General features: G+C 72.2%; 26 protein-coding genes. 10 read left to right on the forward strand and 16 right to left on the reverse strand.

Going from position 1 to position 26,989, the window contains the following annotated elements:
• The 5 genes from FHX78_RS32360 to FHX78_RS32380 form a co-directional block, all read right to left on the reverse strand.
• Complete coding sequence (locus FHX78_RS32360) at window positions 1-261, reverse strand: acyl carrier protein (protein ID WP_145870904.1); 261 nt, start codon at window positions 259-261, stop codon at window positions 1-3.
• A gap of 28 nt (window positions 262-289) precedes the next feature.
• Complete coding sequence (locus FHX78_RS32365; protein WP_145870905.1) at window positions 290-1,534, reverse strand: ketosynthase chain-length factor; 1,245 nt, start codon at window positions 1,532-1,534, stop codon at window positions 290-292.
• Complete coding sequence (locus tag FHX78_RS32370; RefSeq protein WP_145870906.1) at window positions 1,531-2,799, reverse strand: beta-ketoacyl-[acyl-carrier-protein] synthase family protein; 1,269 nt, start codon at window positions 2,797-2,799, stop codon at window positions 1,531-1,533. Before FHX78_RS32370 ends, FHX78_RS32365 begins: the two co-directional genes overlap by 4 nt.
• Window positions 2,796-3,263 (reverse strand): cupin domain-containing protein, encoded by a 468-nt coding sequence (locus tag FHX78_RS32375; protein WP_145870907.1) that lies wholly within the window; start codon window positions 3,261-3,263, stop codon window positions 2,796-2,798. The genes FHX78_RS32370 and FHX78_RS32375 overlap by 4 nt, the downstream gene beginning before the upstream one ends.
• A 69-nt stretch (window positions 3,264-3,332) precedes the next feature.
• On the reverse strand, window positions 3,333-4,457 hold the full coding sequence (locus tag FHX78_RS32380) for a SchA/CurD-like domain-containing protein (RefSeq protein ID WP_145870908.1): 1,125 nt from the start codon (window positions 4,455-4,457) through the stop codon (window positions 3,333-3,335).
• Window positions 4,458-4,729: 272 nt separating this feature from the next.
• Here FHX78_RS32380 and FHX78_RS32385 point away from each other — a divergent pair, with 272 nt between their 5' ends.
• Entirely contained in the window at window positions 4,730-6,382 is a 1,653-nt protein-coding gene (locus tag FHX78_RS32385) for an FAD-dependent oxidoreductase (RefSeq protein WP_145870909.1), read from the forward strand.
• A gap of 20 nt (window positions 6,383-6,402) precedes the next feature.
• Here the strand turns inward: FHX78_RS32385 and FHX78_RS32390 are convergent, their stop codons facing one another.
• Window positions 6,403-7,371 carry a hypothetical protein gene (locus FHX78_RS32390; protein ID WP_145870910.1) on the reverse strand — a complete coding sequence of 323 codons (969 nt, stop codon included), beginning with the start codon at window positions 7,369-7,371 and terminating at the stop codon, window positions 6,403-6,405.
• A gap of 142 nt (window positions 7,372-7,513) precedes the next feature.
• Window positions 7,514-8,959: a glyceraldehyde-3-phosphate dehydrogenase gene (locus FHX78_RS32395; RefSeq protein ID WP_145870911.1), complete on the reverse strand. Its 1,446-nt coding sequence runs from the start codon at window positions 8,957-8,959 to the stop codon at window positions 7,514-7,516.
• A gap of 198 nt (window positions 8,960-9,157) precedes the next feature.
• On the opposite strand from FHX78_RS32395, the gene FHX78_RS32400 reads away from it, so the two are divergent.
• Window positions 9,158-9,562 (forward strand): SseB family protein, encoded by a 405-nt coding sequence (locus tag FHX78_RS32400; RefSeq protein WP_145870912.1) that lies wholly within the window; start codon window positions 9,158-9,160, stop codon window positions 9,560-9,562.
• Window positions 9,563-9,589: 27 nt separating this feature from the next.
• Here the strand turns inward: FHX78_RS32400 and FHX78_RS32405 are convergent, their stop codons facing one another.
• The 5 genes from FHX78_RS32405 to FHX78_RS32425 all read right to left on the reverse strand — a co-directional run bounded on the left by FHX78_RS32405 (window position 9,590) and on the right by FHX78_RS32425 (window position 14,260).
• Window positions 9,590-9,979 carry a MarR family transcriptional regulator gene (locus FHX78_RS32405; protein ID WP_145870913.1) on the reverse strand — a complete coding sequence of 130 codons (390 nt, stop codon included), beginning with the start codon at window positions 9,977-9,979 and terminating at the stop codon, window positions 9,590-9,592.
• A 93-nt stretch (window positions 9,980-10,072) separates the two neighbouring features.
• Window positions 10,073-11,104: a LacI family DNA-binding transcriptional regulator gene (locus FHX78_RS32410; RefSeq protein WP_145870914.1), complete on the reverse strand. Its 1,032-nt coding sequence runs from the start codon at window positions 11,102-11,104 to the stop codon at window positions 10,073-10,075.
• On the reverse strand, window positions 11,101-12,018 hold the full coding sequence (locus tag FHX78_RS32415) for a carbohydrate ABC transporter permease (protein WP_145870915.1): 918 nt from the start codon (window positions 12,016-12,018) through the stop codon (window positions 11,101-11,103). Before FHX78_RS32415 ends, FHX78_RS32410 begins: the two co-directional genes overlap by 4 nt.
• Complete coding sequence (locus tag FHX78_RS32420; protein WP_145870916.1) at window positions 12,015-12,941, reverse strand: carbohydrate ABC transporter permease; 927 nt, start codon at window positions 12,939-12,941, stop codon at window positions 12,015-12,017. Before FHX78_RS32420 ends, FHX78_RS32415 begins: the two co-directional genes overlap by 4 nt.
• The gene (locus FHX78_RS32425; RefSeq protein ID WP_145870917.1) at window positions 12,938-14,260 is read right to left on the reverse strand and encodes an ABC transporter substrate-binding protein; all 1,323 of its coding nucleotides are present in this window, start codon (window positions 14,258-14,260) and stop codon (window positions 12,938-12,940) included. Before FHX78_RS32425 ends, FHX78_RS32420 begins: the two co-directional genes overlap by 4 nt.
• A gap of 207 nt (window positions 14,261-14,467) precedes the next feature.
• On the opposite strand from FHX78_RS32425, the gene FHX78_RS32430 reads away from it, so the two are divergent.
• The 4 genes from FHX78_RS32430 (at window position 14,468) to FHX78_RS32445 (ending at window position 18,963) form a co-directional block, all read left to right on the forward strand.
• Entirely contained in the window at window positions 14,468-16,489 is a 2,022-nt protein-coding gene (locus FHX78_RS32430) for a beta-galactosidase (protein ID WP_145870918.1), read from the forward strand.
• 112 nt (window positions 16,490-16,601) lie between these two features.
• Window positions 16,602-18,161, forward strand: coding sequence for a glycoside hydrolase family 53 protein (locus FHX78_RS32435; protein ID WP_145870919.1), 1,560 nt, complete (start codon window positions 16,602-16,604; stop codon window positions 18,159-18,161).
• Window positions 18,162-18,256: 95 nt separating this feature from the next.
• Window positions 18,257-18,559, forward strand: a complete 303-nt coding sequence (locus FHX78_RS32440) for an ArsR/SmtB family transcription factor (protein WP_145870920.1) — start codon at window positions 18,257-18,259, stop codon at window positions 18,557-18,559.
• Window positions 18,556-18,963: a VOC family protein gene (locus tag FHX78_RS32445; protein ID WP_145870921.1), complete on the forward strand. Its 408-nt coding sequence runs from the start codon at window positions 18,556-18,558 to the stop codon at window positions 18,961-18,963. The genes FHX78_RS32440 and FHX78_RS32445 overlap by 4 nt, the downstream gene beginning before the upstream one ends.
• A 109-nt stretch (window positions 18,964-19,072) precedes the next feature.
• On the opposite strand, the gene FHX78_RS32450 is transcribed toward FHX78_RS32445, so the two are convergent.
• The gene (locus tag FHX78_RS32450; RefSeq protein ID WP_189908644.1) at window positions 19,073-20,149 is read right to left on the reverse strand and encodes a response regulator; all 1,077 of its coding nucleotides are present in this window, start codon (window positions 20,147-20,149) and stop codon (window positions 19,073-19,075) included.
• A complete protein-coding gene (locus FHX78_RS32455; RefSeq protein ID WP_308439680.1) occupies window positions 20,142-20,339 on the reverse strand; it encodes a hypothetical protein in 198 nt (65 codons plus the stop codon). The genes FHX78_RS32450 and FHX78_RS32455 overlap by 8 nt, the downstream gene beginning before the upstream one ends.
• A 434-nt stretch (window positions 20,340-20,773) precedes the next feature.
• On the opposite strand from FHX78_RS32455, the gene FHX78_RS32460 reads away from it, so the two are divergent.
• Window positions 20,774-21,031, forward strand: a complete 258-nt coding sequence (locus tag FHX78_RS32460) for a winged helix-turn-helix domain-containing protein (RefSeq protein WP_189908643.1) — start codon at window positions 20,774-20,776, stop codon at window positions 21,029-21,031.
• Window positions 21,032-21,087: 56 nt separating this feature from the next.
• Here FHX78_RS32460 and FHX78_RS32465 read toward each other — a convergent pair whose 3' ends face one another.
• Window positions 21,088-22,005: a fatty acid desaturase family protein gene (locus FHX78_RS32465; protein ID WP_145870924.1), complete on the reverse strand. Its 918-nt coding sequence runs from the start codon at window positions 22,003-22,005 to the stop codon at window positions 21,088-21,090.
• A 360-nt stretch (window positions 22,006-22,365) separates the two neighbouring features.
• On the opposite strand from FHX78_RS32465, the gene FHX78_RS32470 reads away from it, so the two are divergent.
• The 3 genes from FHX78_RS32470 (at window position 22,366) to aspA (ending at window position 25,766) form a co-directional block, all read left to right on the forward strand.
• The gene (locus FHX78_RS32470) at window positions 22,366-23,058 is read left to right on the forward strand and encodes a FadR/GntR family transcriptional regulator (RefSeq protein WP_145872261.1); all 693 of its coding nucleotides are present in this window, start codon (window positions 22,366-22,368) and stop codon (window positions 23,056-23,058) included.
• Between the two features lie 64 nt (window positions 23,059-23,122).
• Window positions 23,123-24,139 carry an asparaginase gene (locus FHX78_RS32475; RefSeq protein WP_145870925.1) on the forward strand — a complete coding sequence of 339 codons (1,017 nt, stop codon included), beginning with the start codon at window positions 23,123-23,125 and terminating at the stop codon, window positions 24,137-24,139.
• Window positions 24,140-24,362: 223 nt separating this feature from the next.
• A complete protein-coding gene (gene aspA, locus FHX78_RS32480) occupies window positions 24,363-25,766 on the forward strand; it encodes an aspartate ammonia-lyase (protein WP_145870926.1) in 1,404 nt (467 codons plus the stop codon).
• A gap of 9 nt (window positions 25,767-25,775) precedes the next feature.
• Here the strand turns inward: aspA and FHX78_RS32485 are convergent, their stop codons facing one another.
• Window positions 25,776-26,939 carry a D-alanyl-D-alanine carboxypeptidase family protein gene (locus FHX78_RS32485; protein ID WP_145870927.1) on the reverse strand — a complete coding sequence of 388 codons (1,164 nt, stop codon included), beginning with the start codon at window positions 26,937-26,939 and terminating at the stop codon, window positions 25,776-25,778.
• Window positions 26,940-26,989 lie beyond the last annotated feature (50 nt).

Here is a 26,989-nt window from a genome sequence, read left to right on the forward strand (position 1 = left end):
TCAGGCTCCAGCCGTGAGGGTGCTGTTGACGAGGTCCAGGAACTCCCGGGGGGTCCGGCAGCGCTCCGAGTCGGGGGGGAGGGACCGGCCGTACCGGTTCTCCAGCTCGCCGACGATGCCGAGCAGGCCGAGCGAGTCGAGGCCGAAGGAGTCGAAGGGGGATTCCGCGGACTGCTTCAGTTCCTGGGGGTCGACGGTGATGCCGGCCGCCTGCTTGATCAGGGCGGCCAGTTCGTCGAAGGTCACTTCGGTGGTGATCATGGGTGACTGCTCCTTCCCCGCCCGGGTCCTACCGGGCGGAATCGTCACCGCGGCGCACGACCAGCGCCGCGTTGGAGCCCATCAGTCCCCTGCTGAGGACGAGGGCGGTGCGCAGCTCGGCGGGACGAGCGCGCGACATCACCAGGTCGAGGTCGTGGCAGATGTCGAACACGTGGGGCGTCGGGGGCACCCGGCCGTGTTCCATGGCGAGCACCGCGGCCACCGTGTCCAGCACGGGCGCCGCGCAGTAGGCGCGGCCGAAGCCGGTCTTCGGCGCCGTGACGGGGACGCGGGTGCCGTGCGCGCCCAGGGCGTCGGCGATCGCCAGCGCCTCGGCGCGGTCCGCCTCCGGGACGCCCATGGCGTCGGCGAACACCACGTCGATCTCCTCCGGGGCGCAGCCCGCCTCGTCGAGGGCGCCGCGGATCGCGCGGGCGAGGCCCTCCCGGGACTCCGCCCACCGGGACGCCCCGGTGAACGTGGCGGCGTGGCCGGCCACGGTGGCCCGTACCGGCACCCCGCGCTCGCGGGCCCGCTCCTCGTCCTCGACGACGAGCAGGGCACCGCCCTCGGCGGGCACGAAACCGCACGCCTTCTCGGTGAACGGGCGGTAGGCGCGTGCGGGGTCGTCGACGGTGCTGAGCTCGGGGTAGCCGAGCTGGCACACCATCGAGTACGGGGCGAGGGGCGCCTCCGCGGCGCCCACCACCATGACGTCGGTGCCGCGCCGCACGGCACGCGCCGCGTGCGCGAGGGAGTCGAGACCGCCCGCCTCGTCGCTCGCCACCACCCCGCACGGCCCCTTGAAGCCGCCGCGGATGGAGATCTGGCCGGTGCTCGCGGCGTAGAACCAGGCGATGGACTGGTACGGGCCGACGAACTTCGAGCCCTGACCCCACAGCTTCTGCAGTTCGCGCTGGCCGAACTCGCCGCCCCCGGATCCGGCGGCGGTGACCACCCCGATGCCGAACGGCTCGGCGGGGTCACCGCCGAGTCCGGCGTCGTCGAGGGCGAGCGCGGCCGCGGCCATCGCGAAGTGGCTGAACCGGTCGGTCTGGACGAGGAACTTCTCCTCGATGAGGGCCGCCGGGTCGAAGGCCCGGACCTCGCCCGCCACCCGGAGCGGCATCTGTTCGCAGCCTTCGCGGCTGATCAGGTCCAGCACGTCGAGACCCTCGCCGACGGACTTGCCGTAGGCGTCGGTCCCCAGTCCGTTGGGCGCGACCACACCGATGCCGGTGACGGCCGCGCGCCCAGGGCGCCGATTGCTCATCGTGTCCTCCCACCCGGCCCGGACAGCAGCACCGCGGACTGGAAGCCGCCGAACCCGCTGCCGACGGAGAGCACGTGGTTCAGCTTCCGCGGGCGGGCGGTGCGCGGCACGTAGTCCAGGTCGCACTCCGGGTCGGGGGTCTCGTAGTTCGCCGTGGGCGGCACGACCTGGTGCTTCAGCGCGAGGACGCAGGCGACCACCTCGATCGCGCCGATCGCGCCCAGTGAGTGACCCACCATGGACTTGATGGAGCTCATGGGGGTGTCGTAGGCGTGGGCGCCCAGGGACCGCTTCACGGCGGCCGTTTCGTGCCGGTCGTTCTGGCGGGTGCCGGAACCGTGCGCGTTGACGTAGTCGATCGCGGTGGGGTCGATGCGGGCCTGGTCGAGCGTGGTGTCGATCGCCCGGGCCATCTCCAGGCCCTCACTGGTCAGACCGGTCATGTGGTAGGCGTTGCCGTAGGTGGCGTAGCCGCTGATCTCGCAGAGCACCTCGGCGCCCCGGGCCCGGGCGTGCTCGTACTCCTCCAGGACGAGCACCGCCGCGCCCTCGCCCATGACGAAGCCGTCGCGGTGGGCGTCGAACGGCCGGGAGGCGTGTTCGGGGTCGTCGTTGTTGGGCGACGTCGCCTTGATGGCGTCGAAGCAGGCCATCGTGATCGGGGAGATCGGCGAGTCCGACGCGCCCGCGATGCAGACGTCGGCCCGGCCCTCGGCGATCGTGTGGAAGGCGTAGCCGACCGCGTCGAGCCCGGAGGTGCAGCCGGTGGAGACGGTCTGCACCGGGCCCATGGCGCCGAACCGCTCGGCGACGACCGACGCGAGCGTGCTCGGCGAGAACGCCATGTGGAGCTGGGGCTCCGCCGCCCGGTGGTCCACGTCCCAGCGCCGGCCGCCTTCGCTGACCAGCACGTAGTCGTGTTCCAGCCGGGTGGTCCCGCCGACCGCGCTGCCCAGGGACACCGCGGTGCGCCAAGGGTCCGCGGCCGCGGTGTCGAGTCCGGCCTCGCGGACGGCCTCGCCCGCCGCGACCACGGCGAACTGGATGTAGCGGTCCATGTTCCGGCACAGCTCGGCGTCCAGACCGTGCCGGTACGGGTCGAAGTCGCATTCGGCGGCGATGCGCGAGCGCAGGCCGGCCGGATCGAACAGGGAGATGCCGCGGGTCGCGGTGCGGCCGGCTGCGAGAAGGTCCCAGAACGCCGTCGCCCCGATGCCGCCGGGAGCGACCACACCTATACCGGTGACGGCCACTCGCCGGGTCATTTTATGGCCTCACTGGGCTCGGCCGGCCGGCCGTCCCCGGGCCCGCCGACCGTCAGCTGGGGCCCGGCGGAGGCACCTTCCGTCTCCTCCGTGTCGACGTGTCCGAGGCTCGGGTGCGGGGCGAGCGGCCCGAGGTGGAAGACCATGCGGGCCTCCTGGTCGCCGACGTTGCGGAAGCGGTGCCGCATGTCGACGGGGATCATCAGCCCCTGGTCGGCGCGGAGCGCGAACGGCTCGCCGTCCAGGTCGACTTCGAGCGCGCCGCTGACCACGTACACGAACTCCTCGGAGTACGGGTGGTAGTGCTCGCCGATGCGCTCGCCGGGCCGGATGATGGCCAGGCCCATGAAACCGCTGGTGGAGCCGACGGTGGCCGGGGTGAGGAGGGTTCTGAGGTCACCTCCGCGCCGGCGGTTGGGTTCCGTCTCGCTGAGGTCCACGATGCGTGGGTGCTGCTGGGACATGGTTGATACCTCCGGGTGTGCCGGTGACGTCCGGGCGGGCAGGGCCGCGGACGTCACCGCGGTCGAGCGTCAGGACTCCGCCGCGCTGCGGTCGGTGACGGGCAGCATGTCGGCGTGCGCCAGGAGACGGTTGAGGTTGCGTTCCGAGTCGAGGGCGCCCTCGACGCCGATCGCGGCGCCGTTCAGGAGACGTTCCAGCTCGGTCGCCTTCCCCGGGCCCGCGATGCCGAGGGCGGCGCGCGGGTCCAGGTCGAGCTCGCCGGTGACGTCGACGAGGCGCACCACGATGTCGTCCCGCTGGAACACGGTGCTCGCGTACACCGGGTTGTCGGGGATCTCCGCCGCGGCCTCGTCCTGGTGGGCGAGGAACCGGGCCAGATCCATGCCGCGGCCCGCCACGGCCGGGTAGTACAGCGCGTGCCGCCGCAGGGCGGCGGGCTCGGGGCGGCCGGCCGTCACGTGGTGCACGGCCGGGAGCGCGGCCCGGGTGAAGAACACCCGCGCGGAGTCGGGGTCGGTCAGGTCCCGGTCCTGCTCCAGATAGGGGTTGATGGCCTCCTCGACCGCGCGCACCTCGGGCTGGCGGGCGACGTGCCGCAGCGCGGCCAGCAGGTCGCCCTCCACCTCCACGGCCCGCACGACGCGGTTGCCGTGCATGAACAGCGAGGTGCGGCGCAGCCGCGTGGTGTCGTCCACCTGCGCCCTGGGCGACTTGTAGCCGGCCAGCAGCTCCGCGACCTTCGACTCGGACCCGGGCTTGACGGTGAAGGTGAGGGCGTGACGCGCCACGCCGTCGCCGACCCGGGCCGCCGACTGGAGCCCGGCCTTCGCGGCCTCCGGCGTCAGCGGCCGGCCGGGGTGGGTCTCGCGCAGGATGCTGTAGCGCATCGACCGGGTGTCCCGGACGCAGCTGTGCATCGGCCGGACGGTCTCCACGTGCTCCTCGCTGTTCACCCACGCGAGGAACGGCGGGGCGCTCTCCCACTCGCTGGTGATGAGCCACTGCGAGGGGTTCTCGATGGACTGGCACAGCTGGTCACTGATGTGACCGGGGACGGACGCGACCTTGTTGCGCATGTGCTCGTACGCGTCGAGGAACTGCTCCTGGGCCCCCTCGTACAGGTCGAGCAGCAGGATCACCCGCAGCCTGGAGCCGTCGAAAGCCGACTGCGATATGCGTCCTGACATGGTCATCCGGCGCACCTCTCCTCTTCTCCACGAAGCCCCGTCGGCGAGGCTCCGGTCCGGAAGCTCTTCACGGAAGGTCAGCAACGACACCGTGTCCGATGGGCCGGGGTCGCCATGTGTCGATGGTTGACGCGACCCCCGCGGCGCGCGAGCGACACGGGGCACCCGGGTGAACCCCGCGCCATCCGGGTGCCGCCGGGGCGCGAGGGGGCCCGCACCGGGCATGGAATGGGCGTCCCGTTCCTCAGCCCGACGCGGGCGACGCTGGAGGCGTTTCAATGAACCGATCGGACACGGCCGGCGAGGCGGTTCACCGCACGCCCGTCCTCATCGTCGGAGGCTCCCTGGTGGGGCTGTCGACATCCCTGTTCCTGGGGCGGCTCGGGGTGCCGCACACGCTGGTGGAACGCCACGCGGGCACCTCGATCCACCCGCGCGGGCGGGGGAACAACGTACGCACGATGGAGCTGTTCCGGACGGCCGGCGTCGACCGGCGCATCGAGGAGGCCGCGTCCGTCCTGGCGGACAACCACGGCATCCTGCAGACACCGACCCTGGTGGGTGACGCCGGCGAGTGGCTGTTCCGGGAGATCGACCCGGGGGGCGGGCTCGCCCGGTTCAGCCCCGCCGGATGGTGCCTGTGCAGCCAGAACGATCTCGAACCCGTGCTGCTGGACAGCGCCCGCGAACTCGGCGGTGACCTGCGCTTCGGCACCGAGATGATGTCCTTCGACCAGGACGGCGAAGGAGTGACGGCACTGGTCAAGAGCCGCGAGACGGGCGAGCACACCACCGTGCGGGCGGACTACCTCGTCGCCGCGGACGGTCCGCGCAGCCCCGTCCGCGAACGGCTCGGCATCGGGCAGAACGGCCCCGGCGACCTGTTCCACAACGTCAGCGTCACCTTCACCTCCCGCGACCTCGCCGACGTCGTCGGCGACCGCAAGTTCATCGTCTGCTACCTCACCGCTCCCGGCGCCGACGGCGCCCTGCTGCCGGTCGACAACCGGGAGCACTGGGTGTTCCACGCCCCCTGGCACCCCGAACACGGGGAGACCCTGGAGGAGTTCACCGACGAGCGGTGCGCCGCCCACATCCGGCGCGCCGTCGGCGTACCGGACCTCGATGTGACGATCACCGGCCGGGCCGCCTGGCACGCCGCCGAGCGGGTCGCCGAGCGGTACGCCGACGGCAGGGTGTTCCTGGCCGGCGACTCGGCCCACGAGATGTCACCGACCGGGGCGTTCGGCTCCAACACCGGCATCCAGGACGCCCACAACCTCGCCTGGAAGCTGGCCGCCGTGCTGGGCGGCTGGGCCGGACCCGGACTGCTCGGGTCGTACGACGCCGAACGCCGCCCCGTCGCCGAGGCGACCAGCGCCCGCGCCTCCTCCCGCTCGGTGGAGCACAGCCACCCCGGGTACACGCCCGCGGGCGGGGCCGCCGGTCCCGGGGGCAGGAAGGGCGGCATCCTCAACGTCGCGCTCGCCTACCGCTACCCGCGCGGCGCGGTGCTGGGCGCCGATCCCGCGACGCCGGTCGTCCCCGACGGGGTCGCGCTGAACGGCGAGCCGGGCAGCCGCGCCCCGCACCTGTGGCTGGACCGCGCCGGCACCCGGATCTCCACGCTCGACCTGTACGAGCGGTCGCTGGTCCTGCTGAGCTCCGAGGGCGGCGCCTGGCACGCCGCGGCGGCCGAGGCGGGGGCACGGAGGGCCGTCCCCCTCGACGCGTACCGGATCGGCGACGGGCCCGACGCGGACCTGAGGCCCGAGGCCGGTGCGGACTGGGCCCGGTCGCACGGGGTCACCCCGGACGGCGCGGTGCTGGTCCGCCCCGACGGCTTCGTCGCCTGGCGCTCCGAAGGCCCCTCGACGGACCCGGTGACGACTTTGCGCGAGGCGGTCGACACGGTCCTGGCCCGCGTCTGACGGGACGGCGGGTCCCGGCGTCAGGCGCCGCCGAAGCCGCCCTGACGCCCCCGTTCCGCCTTGGCCAGGTGCTGCTCGAACCGCTGGAGCGCGGGCCCGTCCACGTTCCACGGCCAGGGTGTGGCCATGCCCTCCAGCGCCTGGAAAACAGGGTGTGCGTCGGCGGCGCGGCCGGCCGCGCACAGCGCGTACGCCAGCACGTTCAGGTCGGCCTGCGCCGCCGCGTGCTGGAAGAAGCCCGGCTTCGCCCACAGCCCGGCGGCCTGCTCCAGCGCCGCCGCTATCTGCCCGCCCTCCCACAGCTGACCCGCGGTCATGGCCCGCACGCCGCCCTGTGCCAGCAGCCCCTGGTACTGGCGGACGGCCGCGGTCAACTCGACGGCGGCGCACGGCGCGTTGGCCGGGATCCGGGTGCGCACCACGTCGACGAAGTCGAGGACGGCCGCGCTGGAGCCCCCTTCCTCCGGCGACAGGTACGCGAGCATCTGCAGGTACGCCTCACGGTGCCAGCGGTCGCGTCCGGTGGCCTCCCGCCAGACGGCGTTGACGTCGTTCTGCCCGTACCGCTCGATCCGCGCCACCCCGAGCAGCACCACCCACGGCAGCGGATCCTCGGGTCTGAGTTCGGCGGCCAGGTAGCAGCGGGAGACCACCTGCCCGGCGTCCTCGAGGACTCCGTCCCGCAGACCGCGCGCCAGCTCGACCCAGGCGTGGAACAGCAGGGCGTCCGGGTTCCGCGGTTCCCTGCCCAGCCACGCCGCCGCGATCTCCGCCTCGGCCGTCGCCTCGGCCAGCACGGACACGCGGTGACCGAGCCGGTCCCAGTCGTCCCCGGTCTCCTCCAGCAGGGACGCGACGAGCGTGACGTCCGCGGTCCTGGCGCTCCCGCCCCGCTTGCTCAACCGCCCCAGCACACGCGCCAGCTCGGCGTCGTCGAGGGCCGGCACGATACGGGGACGTCTGCTGGTGCGACTGCTGAAGAGGGGCATGCCGGAAGACTAGGAACTGCGCGGGCCGCGGCAACCCGCACGCGACGATCGTTACCGATCTGGCCCTTGCCGCGGGGCGGCGCGGGCACACCGGCAGCGGGACCGGCCACCTCACCGGTCCCGCTGCCCTCGCGTGCTCCGGTCAGACCGCCGGGGCCGGGTACGTCGGGTACTCCACCCCGGAGACGTACTGGACGACCCGGACCACCTGGCAGGAGTAGCCGAACTCGTTGTCGTACCAGAGGTAGAGGATGGCGTTGTCGCCCTCGACCTTCAGCGCTCCGGCGTCGACGATCGAGGCGTGGCGCGAGCCGATGAAGTCGCTGGAGACCGCGTCGGGGGCGCTGATGAAGTCGATCTGACGCTTCAGCGGCGAGGTCAGCGACACCTTGCGCAGGTGGTCGAGGACCTCCTGGCGGTTGGTGGCGCGGGCCAGCTGGAGGTTGAGGATCGCGATCGACACGTCCGGCACGGGGACGCGGATGGAGCTGCCGGTGATGGTCGCGTCGAGGTCGGGCAGCGCCTTGGCGACGGCCGAGGCGGCACCCGTTTCGGTGATCACCATGTTGAGCGGCGCGGAACGGCCGCGGCGCTCCGACTTGTGGTAGTTGTCCAGCAGGTTCTGGTCGTTGGTGAACGAGTGGACCGTCTCCACGTGCCCGCGCAGCACGCCGTACTCGTCCGCCATCGCCTTGAGCGGCGGGACGATCGCGTTGGTGGTGCAGGACGCGCAGGACAGGATCCGCTCGTCCGGCTTGAGGGTGTCGTGGTTGACGCCGTGCACGATGTTGGGCACGTCGCCCTTGCCGGGCGCGGTCAGCACCACCTTGTCGATGCCGGGCCGCAGATGCAGCGAGAGCCCCTCGCGGTCGCGCCACTTGCCGGTGTTGTCGATGAGGATGGCGTTCTTGATGCCGTACGCCGTGTAGTCGATCTCCGTCGGGTCGCCCGCGTAGATCACCTTGATGGTGTTGCCGTTGGCGACGATCGTGCTGTTCGCCTCGTCGACGGTGATGGTGCCCTGGAACTGGCCGTGCACGGAGTCGCGCCGCAGCAGCGAGGCCCGCTTGACGATGTCCTGCTCCCCGCCCCGGCGGACCACGATCGCACGCAGCCGCAGACCGTTGCCGGACCCCGACTTCTCGATCAGCAGCCGGGCCAGGAGCCGGCCGATGCGGCCGAAGCCGTAGAGGACGACGTCGCGCGGCTCACGGCGGTCGATCTTGTGGGCGCCGGTGGCGCCGGCCACGGCCTCGGCGGTGAACTCCTCGACGGACAGGCCCCGGTCGTCGGACCGGTACGCCTCGGCGAGCAGGCCGATGTCGATCTGGGACGGGCCGAGGTCGAGCGTGGTGAGCGCCTGGAGGAAGGGCAGCGTCTCGGTGACCGAGAGTTCGACGCCGGCGATCTGCCGGGCGAAGCGGTGGGTCTTGAGGATGCTGACCACCGACTTGTTCACCAAGGAGCGGCTGTGCAGCAGGACGGTGACGTCCCGCTCGCGGTGCAGCTTCCCGATGATCGGGATCATCGACTCCGCGATCTCCTCGCGGTGCTTCCAATGCGTGAACGAGTCTTCGTTGACAGTCACAGGTCCATCTTTCGAGCTAGAGGGTGCTCATATGATAGCCATGCGGGTCATGGGGTCCCGAGGGGGTGCCCGGCGGTGCCGCAGCACCCGGAATTCCGCAGGATTGCCCCGCGGGCGATCGGGTACGCGTGCAGCACCGTGCCCGGGCCGGATCATGTCCCGGGTGGGCCGTACGACCACCGCTACCAGGGATCTGTCATGGAAACACCCGCGCACGAGAACAACGCCCCCACACCCGCCCAGCGGGCTCTGGACGCGCTGTCGGAGAACACCGAGGACGCGGTGGCGCTGGACGCCCTCGCCAACAGTGACGTGCTGATACCGGTACCGGACGACGCGGGCGACGAGGAGGCCGCCGACCCGGGCGCCGTGGCCCTTCCGGTGCTGGAGCAGCCGGGCGGCACCCAGGTGGTGCCCGTCTTCACCTCCGAACTGGAGATGGCGGGGCTGCTGCCCTTCGTCTCCCGGTACCGTCTGGTCCCGCTCGGCGCGCTCGCCGCCCAGTGGCCGGCCGACGACCTCTCCCTCACCATCGACGGCAGCTCCGAGCACCGTCTGACGCTCAGCTCGGAGGGAGTGCGCACCCTGCTGGCCCGCCCCTGATCCGGAAGGCCCCGGCGGGCCCGGCCGCTACTCGCCCAGGGCGCGGGCCAGGGCGGCGCGCTGCACCGGCAGCACCTCGGCGTGCAGCTCGCGGCCCCTGCCGGTGAGCGACACGAACACGCCGCGCCGGTCCTCCAGGCACATGCTGCGCTCGACCAGGCCGTCCTTCTCCAGCCGGGCGATGAGACGGGACAGCGCGCTCTGGCTGAGGTGCACGCGGCCCACCAGGTTCTGCACCCGGCACTGCTCGGCGTCCTGCGGTGCCGCGGTCGCGAGTAGGTCGAGCACCTCGAAGTCCGAGGCGCCGAGACCGTACGGGTGCAGCGCGCGGTCGATCTCGCCCAGGGTGCGCGCGTGCACGGCGAGGATGTCCCGCCACTGTTCCGCGAGCCGCGCGTCGGCCGTCTTCGCTGCCATACTCGAACGGTAACACTCGTTCGATATTCAATGAACGCACCGTGACGGCCCGTTCCGGCAGGTCACGCGGGCTCCTATGGACCGGGGGAGACCTCAGGTGGAGGCCCGCTTCACCAGCTCCGTCGGCAGGATCACCGCGGCCGGGTCCTCGCCGCCGATCTGGGCCAGCAGCACCCGCACCATCTCGCTGCTGATGCGGTCCCACGGCTGGCGGATGGTGGTCAGTTCCGGGCTGGCGGCCACCGCGGCGGGGGAGTCGTCGAAGCCGCCGACCGCGATGTCCTCCGGGACCCGGCGTCCGGCCCGGTGCAGTGCCGTCAGCACCCCCTGGGCCATCAGGTCCGAGGCGACGAACACGGCGTCCATGCCCGGTGCCCGCGCCAGCAGCCGCTCCGCGCCCGCCTCACCGCCGGCCCGGGTGTAGTCGCCGGAGACGACGAGCCGCTCGTCCGCCTCGACGCCCGCCTCGGCCAGCACCTCCCGGTACCCGGCGAGGCGTTCCACACCGCCCGGGGTGTCGAGCGGACCGGTCACCACGCCGATCCGCCGCCGGCCCAGCGCCAGCAGGTGCCGGACCATGTCGCGGGCGCCGTCCCGGTCGTCGGCGGCCACGTAACTCACCTTCGAGCCCAGCCCGATGGGCTTGCCGCACGCGACCAGCGGCACACCCGCCGCCCGCAGTTCCTCGGCCACCGGGTCACCGGAGTGGCTGGAGACCAGCAGCACCCCGTCGACGTGCCCGGCGGTGATGTACCGCGTGATGCGCCGCCGTTCGTCGTCCGTGCCGGCCAGCATCAGCAGCAGCGGGATGTCGTGCGCGGCCAGCGCCTGGGTGCAACCGCGCAGCAGCACATTGAAGTTGGGGTCCTCGAAGAACCGCTCCTGGGGCTCCGTGAGCAGGAAGCCCACCGAGTCCGAACGGCCGGTGATCAGCGAGCGGGCGTGCCGGTTGACGACGTAGCCCGTCTTGCGGATGGCGGCCTCGACCGCCTGGGCCGCGGCCGGGCTGACGTAGTGGCCGCCGTTGAGCACCCGCGAGACGGTGCCGCGCGAGACCCCTGCCTCGCGCGCCACGTCGTGGATCGTCGGCGGCCTGCGCCTGCCCCCCGTGTTGCTCATGGTCATGACTTTACGGCCCCGGAGAGCAGATCCAGACTCCAGAACCGCTGGACCACCAGGAACAGCGCGACCAGCGGAAACACCGCCAGGAACGCCCCCGTGACCACCAGCGTGTACAGCGCCGGGGTGTTGGCGCCCTGTTCGAGCAGGGTGTACAGACCGAGGGTGATCGGGAACTTCTCGTCGTCGCTGAGCATGATGTACGGCAGTAGGAAGTTGTTCCAGACCGCCACGAACTGGAACAGGAAGACCGTCACCAGTCCCGGCACCATCATCGGCAGCGCGACCCGGGTGAAGATCCGCCACTCGCCGGCGCCGTCCATCCGCCCGGCCTCCACCACGTCGGCCGGCACCGCGGCCGCGGCGTAGATCCGCGCGAGGTAGACGCCGTACGGGGAGAGGATCTGCGGCAGCAGCACCGCCAGGTAGGAGTCGGTGAGGTCCGCCTTCGCCAGCAGCAGGTACTGCGGGACGGCGAGGATCACCGGCGGCATCAGCACGCCCGCGAGCAGCACGTTGAACAGCGTCTCGCGGCCCCGGAAGCGGTAGACCGCCAGGGCGTAGCCGCTGACCGCGGACACGCACGTCGACAGCAGCGCGCCCAGCCCGGCGTACAGCGCGGAGTTGCCCATCCACCGCCAGTAGACGCCGTCGCGGTAGGCGCCCAGGTCGGAGAGGTTGCCGGCGAAGCCGGTGCCCGGCCAGAACGTGAAGGTGGAGAACAGCTCCGAGCCGGACTTGGTGGACGCGATGACCACCCAGGCGACGGGCAGCAGGCAGTAGAGCGCGCCGAGCAGCAGCGTCAGCGTCGGGACCAGCGCGGTCCGGCGGCGCCCGGCCACGCGTCGGGCGGTGTCAGGGGTGGTGCCCGTTGCGATGCCGGCCGTGGGCTCGGCCTGGTGCGGGGCCACGGAGCTCATCGGGCCGCCTCCTGCCTGTTGCGTCGGTTCGCCGCCCGCAGGAAGCCGAAGGACAGCACCAGGGTGGCGAGCGCGATGAGGGTCGCCTGCGCGGCCGCCGCGTGGATGTCGCCCTTGCCGAAGGCGTCCTGGTACACCTTCATCAGCGGACTCCAGGTGGTGGACACGGAGTTGGTGAGCGGCTTGAGGGTGGTCGGTTCGTTGAACACCTGGAGGGTCGCGATGATCGAGAAGAAGAAGGTCAGCACCAGTGAGGGCGCCACCATCGGGATCTTGATCCGCAGCGCGATCTGCAGCGGGCCGGCGCCGTCCAGCTTCGCCGCCTCGTACACCTCGGCCGGGACGGCCCGCAGCGCGGTGTAGATGACGATCATGTTGAAGCCGGTGCCGCCCCACACCGCGATGTTCGACAGGGCGAGGTACAGCGGGCCGCCGTCCAGCAGGTCCGGCTGGGGCAGGCCCAGTGCGTCCAGGACGAAGTAGAAGGGGCTGACGTCCGGCAGGTACAGGAAGCCCCACAGCAGGGCCGCCACCACACCGGGAACGGCGTACGGCAGGAAGATCGCGAGCCGGGTGAAGGAGGCGAGCCGTACCTTCTCGGAGTCGAGCATCAGCGCGAACAGCAGCGCGAGGCCCAGCATGACCGGCACCACGACGCAGCCGTAGCCGAGCACGCGCAGCGCGCCGTTCAGCAACTCGCTGTCGGACAGGGCGCCGGTGTAGTTCTCCAGGCCGGCCCAGACCTCCTCGCGGGCACCGGACCCGAGGCCGAGGCCGGAGACCCGCACCTTGCGGAGGCTGAGCCAGACGGCGTACCCGATGGGCAGCGTGAAGAACAGGAGGAACAGAACCGTCGCGGGGACCAGGAAGACGTACGGGGCGCTCCTGACCCCGTACGGCCCCCTGCGGGCCGGGGACTTCACTCGGCGACCCCGAATCCCTGCTTCTTCAGGTCGGCGACCGTGTCCCGCTGCATGGTCTCCAGGGCGGCGGTGAAGTCCGACCGGTTCTTCGCGGCGGCGCCGAAGGCGTCCTTGAACGTGGTGTAGGCGACGTTGACGTTCGGTCCCCAGGCGGACGGTGCCGTGGTCTCCGCGATCTCGGCGGCCTTCTGGTAGAAGTCGGGCTGGTTGGGGAAGTACGCCGGCGGGCTGGTGAAGGCGCCGCTGAGCTGGGCGGAGGTGGAGGCCGGGTAGATGCCGCCCTCCTTCGCCAGCGCGTTCAGCGCCTCGCCGTCGGTGTTCAGCCAGGCGGCGAACTTCGCGGCGGCGTCCTTGTCGCCGGAGTCCGTGGTCACGGCGGTGGAGGAGCCGCCCCAGCTGCCGGTGCGGCGCTCGCCGTCGTCCCACTGGGGGAGCGGGGCCATCGCCCACTTGCCCTCGGTGTCGGGCGCGGCCGTGGTCAGCGTGCCCGGCGCCCACACGGCGCTCACCCAGGCGATCTGCCGGCCGGTGTTGAGCGCCTTGTTCCAGGCCGGGGTGTACATCGGCTGGTTGTCGATGGCGCCCTCCTTCACCAGGCCGCCCCAGAACTCGGCGACCTTCCTGGTGGCGTCGTCGTCGATGCGCACCTTCCAGCGGTCGCCGGAGGTGGTCCACCACCGGGCGCCGGCCTGCTGGGCGAGGCCCGCGAACAGGCCGGAGTCGTTGGCCGAGAAGGTGGTCAGGTCCTTGTCGGGAGCCGCCTTCTTCAGCTTGCGCGCCGTCTCGGCGAACTCGTCCCAGGTGGACGGGACGGTCAGGCCGTACTGCTCGAACAGGTCCTCGCGGTAGTAGAACATCATCGGCCCGATGTCCTGCGGGACGGCGTACACGGCGTCCGTGCCGAGCGTGGTCTGCTGCCAGACACCGTCGGCGAACTTGTCCTTGGCGTCGCCCACGCTGTCCGCTATGTCGGCGAGCGCGTCATTGCTGACCAGGGTGGGCAGCGCCTGGTACTCCGCCTGCACCAGGTCGGGTGCCTTGCCGGCCTTGTGCGCGGTGAGGATCTTGGTGACCAGGGTGTCGCCGGACGCCTGCTTCTTCACCGTGACGGTGATCCGCTCCTTCTTCCCCGGCCCCTTGTTCCACAAGTCCACGACCTTGTCCATGCCGGGCGTCCAGGTCCAGTACGTCAGTGAGACCGGGCCCGACCGGGTGTCGCCGTCGTCGCCGGACTCCGAGCCGCAGGCGGCGAGTGCGGTGGCGCCGAGCGTGACCGCGACGGCGGAACTCACGAGGCGACGGCGCTTCGTGTACGGCATGGATTACTCCCCTGACCTGGGCCTCCGCCTGGCGCGAAGACCGGCTGTCCCATCGGTGCGCGGCTCGCGCCGCTTCTGTGAGCGTTCACAGTAGAGAAACATCCCGGACACTTGTCAATGCTTGTTGCTGTGCGGTTATGTTGGCTTCGCCGCCCCGCCAGGGTGTGTGCACGTTCACAAATGATCGAGTACATCGGGAGAGATTCCATGCCGGAGACCACCCCCAGGGGCCTCACCGGGCTCGCCTTCGGTGGGGACTACAACCCCGAGCAGTGGCCGGAAAGCGTCTGGGACGAGGACGTCCGGCTGATGCGGGAGGCCGGCGTCACGATGGTGAGCGTCGGGATCTTCTCCTGGGCCCTGCTGGAGCCCGCGCCCGGCGTGTACGACTTCGGCTGGCTCGACCGGAACCTGGACCTGCTGCACGCGGGCGGCGTCCGCGTCGACCTCGGCACGCCCACCGTGGTGCCGCCCGCCTGGTTCTACCGCGCCCACCCCGACGCGCTCCCGGTCACCGCGGACGGCGTGCGCCTGGAGTTCGGCTCGCGCGGCGCCATCTGCCACAGCAACGCCGACTACCGGGCGGCCGCCGCGAACATCACCACCCGGCTCGCCGAGCGCTACGGCGACCACCCCGCGCTCGCGATGTGGCACGTCCACAACGAGTACGGCGTCCCCGTCTCCGCCTGCTACTGCGACGCCTGCGCCGCCCACTTCCGCCGCTGGCTGGTGACGACCTACGGCACCGTCGACGCCGTCAACGAGGCCTGGGGTACCGCCTTCTGGGGCCAGCGCTACGCCTCCCTGGAGGAGATCAACCCGCCGCGCCGGGCCGCGACGGTCGGCAACCCCGCCCAGGCGCTGGACTACCGGCGCTTCGCCGACGCCACCATGCGCGAGAACTTCACGGCCGAACGGGACATCCTGCACCGCCTCTCACCCGGCGTCCCGGTCACCACCAACTTCATGACCGCCCTCAGCCAGTGCGACTCCGTCGACTACTGGGCCTGGGGCCGCGAGGCCGACCTCGTCACCAACGACCACTACCTGATCACCGACGGCCGCCGCACCCACGTCAACCTGGCGATGGCCGCCGACCTCACCCGCTCCGTCGCCGGCGGCGCCCCCTGGCTGCTGCTCGAACACTCCACCTCGGGCGTCAACTGGCAGCCCCGCAACCCGGCCAAGACCCCCGGCCAGATGGCCCGCAACTCCCTGGCGCACGTGGCCCGCGGCTCCGAGGGCGCGATGTTCTTCCAGTGGCGCCAGTCCCGGCGGGGCGCCGAGAAGTTCCACTCCGCGATGCTGCCGCACGGCGGCACCGACACCCGCGTCTGGCGCGAGGTGACCGGACTCGGCGCGGCCGTCGAGGCGTTGGCCCCGATCCGCGGCACCCGCACCGAGGCCGACGTGGCCGTGCTGTGGGACTGGCAGTCCTGGTGGGCGCAGAACCTCGACTGGCGCCCCAGCGAGGACCACGACGCCCGCGAACGCGCCGACGCCTACTACGAGGCGCTCTACGACCACCACCTGACCGTCGACTTCGCCCACCCGGAAGCCGACTTGTCGAGCTATCCCCTTGTCGTCGTACCGGCCCTGTACCTGATGACGGAGGCGGCCGGCCGCAACCTCGCGGAGTACGTCGAGAACGGCGGGACCCTCGTGGTGTCGTACTTCTCCGGCATCGTCGACGAGCACGACGCCGTCCACACCGGCCCCTACCCGGGCGCCCTGCGCGACGCCCTCGGCCTGACCGTCGAGGAGTTCTCCCCGCTCCTGCGCGGCGAACGGGTGCGCCTGTCCGGCCCCGACGGCGCCGGACTCGACGCCGACGTGTGGACGGAGTTCGTGGTGCCGCGCGGCGCCGAGACCGTGTGGACGTACGCCGACGGCCCGGCCGCCGGCCGCCCCGCCGTCACCCGGCACCGCCTCGGCGAGGGCACCGCCTGGTACGTCTCCACCCGGCCGGGCGCCGAGTCCCTGGCCGCCCTGCTCGGCCGGCCCCTCGCGGACGCGGGCATCGCCCCGCGCACCGACCTGCCCCGCGACGTCGAAGTGGTGCGCCGCACCGGCGAGTCGGGCACCTTCCTGTTCGCGATCAACCACACCGCCACCGACGCCAAGGTGCCGCTGGACACCCCCGGCACCGAACTGCTGACCGGTGAACGGGCCGCGGGCCGCCTCGCGGTCCCGGCCGGAGCCGTCCGGGTCGTGCGCCTCGACGGCTGAGCCGTGACTCCCCTCCGCCCGCGTGAGGACGCGAACCCGCGGGCGGAGGGCGCCCTCGCCCTCCGGGGCGCGGGGCATTCCCCACCCCACGTCGAAGGGACGACGAACGCCCATGTTCCATCCCAGACGCACCCTCCGGGCCCTGCTGCCGCCGCTCGTGGCGGGACTCGCCCTGACCGCACTGCCCGCCCAGCACGCCACCGCCGCGAGCACCCTCACCAACGGGGGTTTCGAGGCCGACGGTTCGGGCGCGGCCACCCCGAACGGCTGGTCCGAGTACGGCGACACGGCCGCCTCCTACACGGAGGCCGGCGGCCGCGGCGGCAGCCACCGCCTGTCCCACTGGTCGCCCTCGGCGTACAAGGTGGAGACGTACCAGTACCTGTCGGGTCTGGCCGACGGCGACTACAGGCTCACCGCCTGGGTCCGCTCCGGCGGCGGCCAGAAGGCGGCCTACCTCGCGCTGAGGAACTGCGGGGGCGCCGAGCAGCGCACCGGCCTCCCGGTGTCCGACTCCGGATGGATCCGGATCGTCGTGCCCGTCAAGGTGACCGGCAACAGGTGCACGGTCAGCGTCAACAGTGACGCGAACGCCGGCAACTGGATCAATGTTGACGACATCACCTTCACTCCGGGCACCGCCGGCCTGGCCGTCAAGGGTGCCGACATCTCCTCCCTGCCCAAGAGCGAGGCGATGGGCGGGGTCTACCGCAGCGCCTCCGGCGGCACGGGCGACGCGGTCGCGCTGCTGAGGTCCACCGGCATGAACTACGCCCGCGTGAAGGTGTGGGTGGACCCGGCCGACGGCTACAACGACAAGGCGCACGTCCTCGCCCTGGCGAAGCGGATCAAGGCACAGGGCATGAAGCTGCTGGTCGACTTCCACTACTCGGACGCCTGGGCCGATCCCGGCAAGCAGAACAAGCCCGCCGCCTGGGCCGGCCACTCCTACGGGCAGCTGAGGAAGGACGTCCACGACCACACGTACGACGTGCTCAGCGCGCTGAAGGCGCAGGGCACCACCGCGGACATGGTCCAGGTCGGCAACGAGATCAACGGCGGCATGCTGTGGAGCGAGGGTTCCACCGACAACTGGACGCAACTCGCCGGCCTGCTCAACTCCGGCTACGACGCCGTCAAGGCGGTCGACCCGTCCACGGTCGCGGCGCTGCACCTCGCCGAGGGCGGTGACCTCGAGGGCACCCGCTGGTGGTTCGACAACGCGGTGTCCCACGGGGTGAGGTTCGACGCCATCGGCCTGTCGTACTACGGCTACTGGCACGGCACGCTGCGCGACGTCCAGACCACCCTGGACGACGCGGCCGCCCGGTACGGCAAGCCCGTCTTCATCGCCGAGACGGCCTACCCGTTCCGTCTGGACAGCGAGGACGCGCTGGAGAACATCATCGACCTCGACAGCGAACTGGTGCCCGGCTACCCGGCCACCACGACCGGCCAGACCCGCTGGATGAACGACGTGGCGAGCATCGTGGAGGCCGTCCCGAACGGCCGCGGCCTCGGCGTCTTCTACTGGGAGGCGACCTGGACCGCCCGCGGCGGCAACGGCTGGGACCCGGCCGACCCGTCCTCCGGCAACGGCTGGGAGAACCAGGCACTGTTCGGCTACGACGACCGCGCGCTCCCGGCGACGGCCTGGTTCCGCCACCGGTAGCGGCGGAGGGGCGCGGCGGGGCGCCGGGCGGTCTCCCCGGTGTCCGGCCGCGCCCCGACTTGATAGGCAAGTGACGACTTGCCTATTCTGGGGGTGTGGCCGACGACCTCTTCAAAGCACTGGCCGACCCCACCCGCCGCACGATCATCGACGAGCTGGCGGAGCGATCCGGGCAGACGCTCTTCGAGATCTGCTCGCGCCTGAGCATGAAGCACGGGTTCGGCATCTCGCGCCAGGCGGTCTCCCAGCACCTCGCCGTGCTGGAGGCCGCCGGGCTCGTCGAGACCAGGCGGGAGGGCCGCTACAAGTTCCACGACCTGAACAGGGCCCCGCTGCGGCAGATCACCGAGCGATGGCTCGTGACGGACGCCCGGGGACCGGAGGAGAACACCCCATGAAGATCCATCTGACCAGCGTCTTCGTCGACGACCAGACCAAGGCCGAGCGGTTCTACACCGAGATCCTCGGCTTCGTGAAGAAGCACGACGTGCCGGTGGGCGAGCGGGACCGGTGGCTGACCGTCGTCTCGCCCGAGGACCCCGACGGCACCGAACTCCTCCTGGAACCCACCGGACACCCGGCCGCCAAGACCTACCGCGACGCCCTCGTCCAGGACGGCATCCCGCTCGCCCAGTTCGCCGTCGACGACGTCCGGGCGGAGCACGAGCGGCTGAGCGGCCTCGGTGTCCGCTTCACCCAGGAACCCCTGGACATGGGCCCCGTCACCACCGCCGTCTTCGACGACACTTGCGGCAACCTGATCCAGATCGCGACCGTGCCGCGCCCCGCGCCGCCGGCCTGATCCACACGACAGGCCCTGGCCGGCCAGGGGCCGGTGCCGTTCGGCGGGCGAGCCCGGTCCCGTCCCCCTTCCGTGTACGGGACCGGGCGACGCCGCGCCCGCCGGGGCTCTACTGGCTGTGCCGCTCGAGGTAGATGGAGGTGAACACGGCGACTTTGGCCCGCAGGGCCCACGGGTCGAAGGGCTTGCTGATGTAGTCGACGGCACCGGCCGCGTACCCGCGGGCGGAGTGTTCCGATCCCGTGCCCATCGCGGTCAGGAAGATGATGGGGACGTCCCGGGTCCTCGGGCGGCGTTTGATGTGCGCGCAGGTCTCGTAGCCGTCCATCTCCGGCATCTGCACGTCCATGATGATGACCGCGAAGTCGTCGTGGTCGAGCAGGGCCTTCAGGGCCTCCCGGCCGGAGGAGACCGTGACGAGCTCCTGCTCCAGCGTCGCCAGGACCGCCGTCATCGCCAGCAGGTTGTCCGGCTGATCGTCCACGACGAGGATCTTGGGCATGTCCTGGGGCCCCGCCGGCAGCACGGCCGCCGTGGCCTGCTCGACGGCGTCGAGCTGACGCTCCAGCAGATCGCAGCGGCCCTCCGCCGCGGCACGCTGGGCCTGCGCCTCCCGGAGGGCCGCTCCCAGGCGCTCGACCTCCATCCGGAGCGCGTTGCGTTCCTGGATGAGACCCGAGACGTCCGGGTGCGCCCGCGTGAGCTCGTCCGCCCGCTTGCGCTCCGCGATGCGGTCGGCCTCCAGCTGGTTGAGCCGCGTCTCCAGATCGGCGATGCGCTGGGTCCGGTCCAGCAGCGCGTCACCCAGGACGTCGCCGCGGACACTGGACCGCCGGGAGACGTGGTCGGCGTCGGCCAGCTGCTGCTCCAGGATCTCCAGCGCGTGCTTGGGGGAGGAGGCGGCGTCCACGGCCGATCCGTACAGGCTCCGGACCAGCTCGATGGCCTCGGTGGTGACGGCGGTCCCGCGATGCTCGGCGACATCGGTGAAGAGGTCGCTGATCACCTGCCACGGGGGTAACCGGGTGCCGTTCAGGTAGCGCGAGACCGTGCCCGGATCGAGCCGGCGCCGTGCCGCGTACCGGCGGACGGACAGGTGCAGGCTCTCGAAGAGCTCGCGCAGCGCCTCCGCCAACGCGCGGGAGGCGTCGTTGAGGTCGTCTCCCAGAGGCCGCAGTTCACCCATTGCTGTTCTCCTCGACCGGGCCGGCGCCGTCCTCGGCGGCGATGAGGTGGTTGAAGAAGGGCACGGCCAGTCCTGCGGCGGCGAGGCCCGCGAGCAGGCTGCGCGCGGCGCCTTCCCCGGCGACGGCCGTCAGCCCGCTCGCCGCCCCGCCGGTGAGCAGGGCGAGCAGGAATATCAGTGCTGACCTCAATGACAGCAGAGGACGGTGCACCGCGCTCTCCATTCGTCCAATCCGTCGCCGTGCGACGGGAGTTGTCCTCCGTCCGGCTGGTCGCGGACGGAGAGACCAATATGGAGGAAGCCGGAGGTGTTGCGCGGCCAGCGCTCCGAAGTGCGTCGCGCGGACGGCCCGTTGCGCGGGCACCGTCGCCGTTCCCGGACCTTTTCCGGCCGGTCACGGGCTTGGCGGCCGGCCCGTTGCCGCAGCGTTGCTCTGCAACACTGCCGGGTGTGCCCAGGGTGCCCGCGGTCCGGTGCGACCCGGCTGCACCCCGGACGCGGTGACCGGCGGACCGGGGACGGCGGGTCCCGGACAAGCTGCCGTGACCGCGGGACACGGGCGGCCCGCCGGCGGGACAGTGGAACAGCACCGGCGCGAGGAGGCCCGGCGCGGAGGTGTGCGAGATGCTGAGGACCCCCGTCAACGTGACGCGGCTGCGGATCCTGGCGTGGCTGAGGGAAGCGGGCGGCGACCGGAGCGGCTTCACCGCGGACGACGTCGCCGCGGGCCTGGGCGTGTCCCGTCCGGTAGTCCTCGCCCACCTCCGGCTGCTGACGGCCCTGGGCATGCTGCGTACCGACTGCTGCGCGGATCCCGTCGTCTACCGGTGCGACGAGGCACGGATCGCCGAGGTCGCGGAGATGTTCGAGAAGGGGTGGTAGCGGTGCCCCATGGCGCCGGCGCCCGCTGCCGGCGGCCCTCCTTCTTCCGTGGGCCCTCAGCCGGCGGCGCGCAGCGGCTCCCCGACCTGCCTGAGGTGGCGCAGGGCAGCACGGTGCGAGGCGAGCAGCCCCGTCCGGTGGTAGGGGATGCCCAGCTCCGCGCAGTACCGCTCGGTGATGACCTGGGCCCGGCCGAGGGCCGGCGTCGGCATGCTGGGGAACAGGTGGTGCTCGATCTGGTAGTTCAGCCCGCCCATGAACGCGTCGATCAGCACCCCGCCGTCCACGTTGCGCGAGGTGAGGACCTGCCGGCGCAGGAAGTCCAGCTCGGTGCCCTCCTCGATCATCGGCATGCCCTTGTGGTTGGGGGCGAAGACGGAGCCGAGGTAGATCCCGAACAGACCCTGGTGGACGGCGATGAACGCGAGCGCCTTGCCGGGGGAGAGGACCAGGAAAAGCCCGCCGAAATACACGGCGAAGTGGGCGACGAGCAGGGTTCCCTCCAGCACCGGACGCTTCATCGACGGACGGCGCAGAGCCCTGAAACTGCTGAGACTCAGATTGAGGCCCTCCAGGGTCAGCAACGGGAAGAAAAGGGCCGCCTGGTGTTTCCCGATGAACCGCGCCGGGCCCTTGGCCCGTTGCGCCTGACGCCGTGACCACACCAGGAGGTCCGGGGCGACGTCCGGGTCCTTCGTCTCGTGATTGGGGTTCGCGTGGTGGCGCGTGTGCTTGTTCATCCACCAGCCATAGCTCATGCCCAGCAGCACGTCGGCCACCAGCAGACCGCCGATCTCGCTGGGCCGCCGCCGGGAGAACACCTGGCGGTGGGCCAGGTCGTGCGCGGCCAGTCCGAGCTGCCCGAACACCACGGCGAGGGCGGCGGCGACGAAGAGCTGGCTCCAGCTGTCCCCCAGGACACAGAAGGCGGTGACACCTCCCGCGAGGGCCAGCGCGACGGCTCCGAAACGCACCGTGTAGTAGAGCGGGCGGCGCCTGAGCAGTCCCGCTTCGGCTATGCGCCGTGACAGTTCGGAGAAATCACTTCCCTTTTCGCGCCCCTCTGCGCGCCCCTTTTCGTTCCGCTCTTCGTTCTGCCTTCCGCTTCCCTCTCCGCCTTCGTGTGGGGCGGGGGTGTCCGTGAGCACTGTGGAATGGGCCATGGCGTCAGTATGGGAAAGCCGCCGGCGCCGCAGAATGATGTTGGCACCCGGAAGCGGGGTGTGGCTGGCACCACCCCGCCTTGACAGGGCGCGGGCTCGGACCGCAGGATCGGTCCCGTGAACCTGTCAGACAGCCAGACAGGTGGGTCGGGGCCGCGGCGCGTCAGCGCCATGGAAGCGGTGCTCTCCCACCTCCGCTCCGCCATCGAGCGCGGCGCGTACGCGATCGGCGACAAGCTCCCCTCCGAGGCGGAGCTGTGCCGCACCCTGGAGGTCTCCCGGCCCGTGCTGCGCGAAGCGCTGCGCGCCCTGCAGACCATGGGCCTGACCGTGTCCCGCACCGGCAAGGGCACCTTCGTCGTCGCCAACGCCGTGGAGGACCCCACCTTCGGCGACTACGCGGCCAGCGACCTCCTCGAAGTGCGCCGCCACATCGAGATCCCGGTCGCCGGGTACGCCGCCCGGCGCCGCACCCCGGAGAACCTGGACCACCTGGCCCATCTCCTGGACCGTATGGAGCGGGAGACCGACACCACCGCGTGGGTGGCGATGGACACCCTCTTCCACCTCGCCGTCGCCGAGGCCGCCCAGAATCCGGTGTTCCGCCGGGTCATCGAGGAGATCCGGGACGCGCTGGCCCGCCAGTCCGCCTTCCTCAACGAACTCGGCGACCGCCGCGAGCAGTCCAACCGCGAGCACCGCGCCATCGTCGAGGCACTGACCGACGGTTCCGAGCACGACGCCGTCGAGGCCATGACCCACCATCTCGACCGCGTCGAGAAGACCCTCACGGACATCCTGCGCCCCGCCCGCACGGGGACGCCCGCCACCGCGGGCCCCGGACGGTCCGGCGCACCGACGTGAGCCCTTCCACCACCCCGGCCGGCGCACGACCCCACGCGCCGTCCCACGACCACCCCAGGCAGTGATGAACACCAGTCTCCCCGCGGACGCACCCCTGATCCGCGAGCCCCTCCACGCCCCCGTCGCCCACCTGATACGCGGCGGTGTCGTGGAAGGCATCCACTACGGCTCCGTCGTCGTCCTCGGCCCCGACGGCGAGGTCCGGTTCCAGCTCGGCGACATCGAGGCCGCCTGCTACCCGCGCTCCGCCCTCAAGCCCGTCCAGGCGGTCGCGATGCTCCGCGCGGGGCTCCCGCTCGACGGCGCGCTGCTGTCGCTCGCCGCCGCCAGCCACTCCGGCGAGGAACACCACCTCGCCGGTGCCCGCCGCATCCTCGACCTCGCCGGACTGACCGAGGACCACCTCCGCAACGTCCCCGACCTGCCCTTCGACCCGGCCGTGCGGGACATCTGGGTGCGCGAGAACCGCCCGCCCTCCCGGCTCGCCCAGAACTGCTCCGGCAAGCACGCCGCCATGCTGTACACCACCGGGCTCAACGGCTGGTCCCTGGACGACTACCTCGACCCCGCGCACCCCCTCCAGCAGGCGATCGCCGAGATCGTCGAGGACCTCACCGGGCAGCGCGTCGCGACGGTGACCGTCGACGGCTGCGGCGCGCCGCTGTTCTCCGTCTCCCTGCACGGCCTGGCCCGCGCCGCGGCGAGGATCACCACCGCCGCGCCCGGCACCCCCGAGGCCCGGGTGGCCGACGCGATGCGCGCGCACCCGGAGACCGCCTCCGGAACCCGCCGGGACGTCGCCGCGCTGATGCGGGCGGTCCCCGGACTGCTCGCCAAGGACGGCTTCGAGGGCGTGCAGGTCGCCGCCCTGCCCGACGGCACCGCCGTCGCCGTGAAGATCGCCGACGGGGCCGACCGGGCGCGCGTCCCGGTCGCCGCGGCGGCGCTCGCCCGCGCGGGCGTGGACCCGGCCCTGCTCACCCGGTTCGCGGGAGAGCCGCTGCTCGGTGGCGGGAGGCCGGTGGGCGCGGTGCGCCCGGTGCGCGCGCTGGACCCGGTGACCGTTTCGGCCTGCGCCTGACCGCCCCGCGCGGGGCCGCCACCGTCGCCCGGACGGCCCCGCGCGGGCCGTCCGCCACGGGGCGGACACCATGGGCCGCCCCACCATGGGCCGCCCCACCATGGGCCGCCCCACCATGGGTCGCCCCGCCATGGGTCGCCCCGCCATGGGTCGCCCCACGGTGGGCCTCCCGCGTCGTGGGGCGGCGCCCACCCTCATCCTCAGAAGGAGCACCCGCACCCCCATGACCGCAGCCACCCGCCGCGAGCACGATCTGCTCGGCGACCGTGACGTCCCCGCCGAGGCGTACTGGGGCGTGCACACCCTGCGCGCCACCGAGAACTTCCCCATCACCGGCACCCCCATCTCCGCCCACCCGCACCTCGTCGACGCCCTGGCCGCCGTCAAGGAGGCCGCCGCCCTCGCCAACGAGGAGCTGGGGCTGCTGGAGCCGCGCAAGGCGGCGGCGATCGCGCAGGCCTGCCGGGAGATCCGCGCGGGCCGGCTGCACGAGCAGTTCGTGGTGGACGTCGTCCAGGGCGGCGCCGGCACCTCCACCAACATGAACGCCAACGAGGTGATCGCCAACCGGGCGCTGGAACTGCTGGGCCACGCCAAGGGCGAGTACACCCACCTGCACCCCAACGAGGACGTCAACCTCGGCCAGTCCACCAACGACGTCTACCCGACCGCCGTGAAGATCGCGACGGTGTTCGCGGTGCACGGCCTGCTGGACGCCATGGCGGTGCTGCAGGACGCCTTCGCCACCAAGGCCGTCGAGTTCCGCGACGTGCTGAAGATGGGCCGCACCCAGCTCCAGGACGCCGTCCCGATGACGCTCGGGCAGGAGTTCTCCTCGTACGCCGTCATGCTGGACGAGGACCGCAGCCGGCTCGCCGAGGCCGTCGAGCTGATCCACGAGATCAACCTGGGCGCGACCGCCATCGGCACCGGCCTCAACGCCCCCGCCGGATACGCCGAGTCGGCCCGCCGCCACCTCGCCGCGATCACCGGGCTGCCGCTGGTGACGGCCGCCAACCTGGTCGAAGCGACCCAGGACTGCGGCGCGTTCGTCCAGATGTCCGGTGTGCTCAAGCGTGTCGCCGTCAAGCTCTCCAAGAGCTGCAACGACCTGCGGCTGCTGTCCTCCGGGCCGCGCGCCGGCCTCGGCGAGATCAACCTCCCGCCGGTGCAGGCCGGTTCGTCCATCATGCCCGGCAAGGTCAACCCGGTGATCCCCGAGGTCGTCAACCAGGTCGCCTTCGAGGTGATCGGCAACGACGTCACCATCACCATGGCCGCCGAGGCCGGGCAGCTTCAGCTCAACGCCTTCGAGCCGGTCATCCTGCACTCCCTGGCCAAGTCCCTCACCCATCTGCGGGCCGCCTGCCTCACCCTCGCCGAGCGGTGCGTCGTGGGCATCACCGCCAACACCGAGGCGCTGCGTGCCACCGTCGAGAACTCCATCGGCCTGGTCACCGCCCTCAACCCGCACATCGGCTACACGGCCGCCACGGGAATAGCCAAGGAGGCCCTCGCCACCGGCCGCGGGGTCGCCGAACTCGTCCTGGAGAAGGGCCTGTTGCCTGCCGACACCCTGGCCGGTCTGCTGCGCCCGGAGGTCCTCGCGGGCACGGGCGAGGGCTGACCGTCCCGCTCAGCCTTTCGGTACCGGACCCCATCTGAGGCGCAGGAACACGGCCACGCCCGCGCCGCCCAGCAGCGCGGCACCGGCGATCGTCCAGGTCGCCGTCCGTCCCGGCCGGTCGCCGAGCCGTCCCGCGCCGGCGGCCGCGGGCTCTGCCTCCGGTCCGCCCGGCGGCCGGGGGCGCAGCGCGTCCAGCGAGCCCACCGGATCCACCCGCCCGGCCGCCCCGAACCCCCAGTCCAGCAGCGCCCGCGCCTCCTCGTACACCGCGAGGCCGCCGCCGGAACGGGGGTTCATGACCGTCGCCACGAGGGTGCGCCCGCCCCGGCGCGCGGCCGCGACCAGGGTGTGTCCGGCGTGGCTGGTGTAGCCGTTCTTGACGCCGACCAGGCCCCGGTAGGGATCGACGCCGTCCGCGCCGGTGAGTAGCCGGTTGGTGTTCACGATGCCGTAGGAGCCGCCGTCGCGGTCCGGGAACCGGGCCGCGGCCCGGGCGCAGTACCGCGCGAAGTCCGGACGGCGCAGACCGGCCCGGCCGAACACCGCCAGGTCGTACGCCGAGGACACCTGGCCGGGCGCGTCGTAGCCGTCCGGTGACTTCACCCGGGTGTCCCGGGCGCCCAGGGCGCGGGCCTGTTCCTCCATGCGCCGTGCCGTGGCCCGCCAGCCGCCGCTGAGCGCGGCCAGCACCCGCACGGCGTCGTTGCCGGAGTTGAGGAACACCCCGTTCCACAGGTCCGAGACCCGGTACGTGCGGTTCTCCGCGACCCCGACGAGGCTGCTGCCGGGGCCGATGCCCGCCAGTTCCTCCTCGCTGACGCGGTGCCGGATGCCGGCGGGCAGGACGGGCAGCACGGTGAGGGCGAACAGCGTCTTCAGGGTGCTGGCGGGCGGCAGTCTGCGGTGCGCGTCGTGCGCCGCCAGTACGGCGCCGGTGTCGGCGTCGGCGACCAGCCAGGAGCGCGCGGACAGCTCCGGGACCTCGGGCGCCCCCGGGCGCGGGCGGACGTGCGTGCCGTGCCGGTACAGCAGCGACGCGGGCGCCGCCGTGGCCGGTGGGCCGGGGTCGATGCCGGTACCGGTGGTCGCCGCGGCGGGAGCGAGTGCCAGCAGCCCGGCCGTGCACAGCGCACCGCTGGACACAGCCGCCCGCGAAGCAAATCCGACAGTCATACCGCAAACGTAGGAATGGACCCCCGGAACACCGCGCTGCCCCGGCCGGG

This window comes from Streptomyces capillispiralis (assembly GCF_007829875.1).
GTDB lineage: Bacteria > Actinomycetota > Actinomycetes > Streptomycetales > Streptomycetaceae > Streptomyces > Streptomyces capillispiralis.

Bases quoted from the DNA above. Each gene is read 5' to 3' on its own strand.
- FHX78_RS32360 (WP_145870904.1), bottom strand. From the start codon at position 261: ATGATCACCACCGAAGTGACCTTCGACGAACTGGCCGCCCTGATCAAG.
- FHX78_RS32365 (WP_145870905.1), bottom strand. From the start codon at position 1,534: ATGAGCAATCGGCGCCCTGGGCGCGCGGCCGTCACCGGCATCGGTGTG.
- FHX78_RS32370 (WP_145870906.1), bottom strand. From the start codon at position 2,799: ATGACCCGGCGAGTGGCCGTCACCGGTATAGGTGTGGTCGCTCCCGGC.
- FHX78_RS32375 (WP_145870907.1), bottom strand. From the start codon at position 3,263: ATGTCCCAGCAGCACCCACGCATCGTGGACCTCAGCGAGACGGAACCC.
- FHX78_RS32380 (WP_145870908.1), bottom strand. From the start codon at position 4,457: ATGACCATGTCAGGACGCATATCGCAGTCGGCTTTCGACGGCTCCAGG.
- FHX78_RS32385 (WP_145870909.1), top strand. From the start codon at position 4,730: ATGAACCGATCGGACACGGCCGGCGAGGCGGTTCACCGCACGCCCGTC.
- FHX78_RS32390 (WP_145870910.1), bottom strand. From the start codon at position 7,371: ATGCCCCTCTTCAGCAGTCGCACCAGCAGACGTCCCCGTATCGTGCCG.
- FHX78_RS32400 (WP_145870912.1), top strand. From the start codon at position 9,158: ATGGAAACACCCGCGCACGAGAACAACGCCCCCACACCCGCCCAGCGG.
- FHX78_RS32405 (WP_145870913.1), bottom strand. From the start codon at position 9,979: ATGGCAGCGAAGACGGCCGACGCGCGGCTCGCGGAACAGTGGCGGGAC.
- FHX78_RS32410 (WP_145870914.1), bottom strand. From the start codon at position 11,104: ATGACCATGAGCAACACGGGGGGCAGGCGCAGGCCGCCGACGATCCAC.
- FHX78_RS32415 (WP_145870915.1), bottom strand. From the start codon at position 12,018: ATGAGCTCCGTGGCCCCGCACCAGGCCGAGCCCACGGCCGGCATCGCA.
- FHX78_RS32425 (WP_145870917.1), bottom strand. From the start codon at position 14,260: ATGCCGTACACGAAGCGCCGTCGCCTCGTGAGTTCCGCCGTCGCGGTC.
- FHX78_RS32430 (WP_145870918.1), top strand. From the start codon at position 14,468: ATGCCGGAGACCACCCCCAGGGGCCTCACCGGGCTCGCCTTCGGTGGG.
- FHX78_RS32435 (WP_145870919.1), top strand. From the start codon at position 16,602: ATGTTCCATCCCAGACGCACCCTCCGGGCCCTGCTGCCGCCGCTCGTG.
- FHX78_RS32445 (WP_145870921.1), top strand. From the start codon at position 18,556: ATGAAGATCCATCTGACCAGCGTCTTCGTCGACGACCAGACCAAGGCC.
- FHX78_RS32450 (WP_189908644.1), bottom strand. From the start codon at position 20,149: ATGGGTGAACTGCGGCCTCTGGGAGACGACCTCAACGACGCCTCCCGC.
- FHX78_RS32460 (WP_189908643.1), top strand. From the start codon at position 20,774: ATGCTGAGGACCCCCGTCAACGTGACGCGGCTGCGGATCCTGGCGTGG.
- FHX78_RS32470 (WP_145872261.1), top strand. From the start codon at position 22,366: ATGGAAGCGGTGCTCTCCCACCTCCGCTCCGCCATCGAGCGCGGCGCG.
- FHX78_RS32475 (WP_145870925.1), top strand. From the start codon at position 23,123: ATGAACACCAGTCTCCCCGCGGACGCACCCCTGATCCGCGAGCCCCTC.
- aspA (WP_145870926.1), top strand. From the start codon at position 24,363: ATGACCGCAGCCACCCGCCGCGAGCACGATCTGCTCGGCGACCGTGAC.
- FHX78_RS32485 (WP_145870927.1), bottom strand. From the start codon at position 26,939: ATGACTGTCGGATTTGCTTCGCGGGCGGCTGTGTCCAGCGGTGCGCTG.